The sequence below is a fragment of the Mesorhizobium sp. M2A.F.Ca.ET.039.01.1.1 genome (genome assembly GCF_003998035.1).
Taxonomy (GTDB): Bacteria; Pseudomonadota; Alphaproteobacteria; order Rhizobiales; family Rhizobiaceae; genus Mesorhizobium.
Genome location: NZ_RZRY01000983.1, coordinates 1 through 1,856, shown reverse-complemented (window position 1 = coordinate 1,856; position 1,856 = coordinate 1). Strand labels below are relative to the sequence as shown.

2 protein-coding genes are annotated in these 1,856 nt (G+C 66.9%); both read right to left on the bottom strand.

Annotation, left to right across the window (positions count from 1 at the left end; genetic code table 11):
• The coding region (locus EOA24_RS36395; RefSeq protein ID WP_210213640.1) for a hypothetical protein at nucleotides 1-375 on the bottom strand (375 nt) is incomplete at its 3' end.
• A 36-nt stretch (nucleotides 376-411) separates the two neighbouring features.
• A partial coding sequence (locus EOA24_RS36390) for a glycine cleavage T C-terminal barrel domain-containing protein (protein ID WP_281059924.1) occupies nucleotides 412-1,856 on the bottom strand: 1,445 nt, incomplete at its 5' end.

Genomic DNA, 1,856 nt, shown 5'->3' with positions numbered 1-1,856 from the left:
CAGGTCCAGCGCGCAAAGACTGCACATCGCTTCGGCGAGGCGGGGGCCGGAAAGCCGCATCCATGCCCAGCCTTCCTCGCGCCATGACGAGTAGCCTTTCGGCGCCGGGGCGGCCTGCCAGATAGCTTTAACATCGGCGAGAGTTTCCGCGGCGTCCTCCGCGAGGAGCAGGATGTCCTCATTGCCGAGCCGAAGGACCCTCATACCGCGATGCTCGCCGATGCGGTTGACTCCGGGGATGGGAATGCCGTGCTGGCCGAGCCAGTCGGCGCTGCCGCCGCCTTTCAGGCCGAAGCGCGGGCTGGCGGTAAGGTCGTTCAGCGCGACCGCACCGGAAATCAGCTGCGTCGTGCCGTCCGCCGCGCCGCTGGGCATGAAAGGATAAATGCGAGTTGCTACGCTAGCGGCCATCTACATCTCCTGCCGCGCATTGGTCGGGTCGAAGAAGGCGTGGTCGACGACCGGCGCCTCCACCAGCTCGCCATTGCGGCACTTCACCGTCACGCGGCTGCCTTCCGCCTGGTCGTCGACATGAACATAGGCGAGCGCGATGTGGCGCTCGAGCGATGGCGAATATCCGACCGAGGTGATCTGGCCGACGGGAGCGCCATTGCGCAGCACCAGGCAGCTTTCGCCGGGGATGTTGCTGGCGCCGGCGGGGAATTGCAGCCCGACCAGCTTGCGGGTCTGGCCGAGCCTTGCGCGCATCTCGATGGAGCGCTTGCCGACGAAGAACGGCTTCTTCTTCGAAACCGCCCAGCCGAAGCCTAATTCGTCGGGCGTGGTGATCGCATCCGTGTCCTGGCCGATCAGGATGTGGCCCTTCTCCAGGCGCAATATGCGCGACGCCTCCAGGCCGTAGGGGCGCAAGCCGTGCGGCTTGCCCGCGGCCATCACCGCGTCCCACAGGCTGGGCGCCAGGCTTGAGGGGCAATGCAATTCGTAGCTGAGCTCGCCGGTGAAGCCGATGCGCATCACCCGCACCGGCACGCCGGCGACCGTGCCTTCGCGGCCGCTCAGATAGGGGAAGGCGTCGCGGCTGAAATCGATGTCGCTCTCCAGCGTTTCGAGCACCTGGCGCGCCTTGGGTCCGGTGACGTTGAGGCCTGAGAAGGCGCCGGTGAGGTTGAGCACGTCGACCTTCAGTCGCCACTCGGCATTCCAGAACAGCATGTCGGCATAGACGCGCGCCACCGCGCCGGTGGTTGCCGTCACATAGAACTGGTCCTGCGCCATCCGGTAGGCGACGCCATCGTCGACCACCGAGCCCATCTCGTTGAGCATCAGGCAGTAGCGCACGCGGCCGACAGGCTGGCTGGCATGCGCCATCGTGTAGAGGCGATCGAGGAACTCGCCGGCGTCCGGCCCGCGGATCTCCAGCTTGCCGAGCGTCGAGACGTCGAGCAGGCCGACGCCTTCGCGCACCGCCAGGATTTCTTCGCGGACGGCTTCGTCAGCACTGCTGGCGTCACCATAGTAATAGGGCCGCCACCATGCGCCGACCGGCTTCATCGCGGCGTTCAGCGCGAGGTGCCGCGCATGCAGCGCCGTGCGGCGCTCCAGCGTTTCGTGATGGCCGGCAAGCACGCCGAGCGTTTCCGGCCCCACGGGAGGACGCGCCGTGGTGATGCCGATCTCGCCGACCGTCCGGCCGGTTGCCTCCGCGACGATCCGGGCGGTCGCCAGCGCCGAATGGCGTCCCTGGCTCGGGCCCATGCCGACAGTGGTGAAGCGCTTGACCAGCTCGATCTCGCGATAGCCGTCCTTGGTGGCGTTCTGGAGGTCCTTGACCTGCAGGTCCTCGTCGAAATCGACAAAATCGCGTCCCTTGGGATCGGCGAGGATCGGCTGCACAT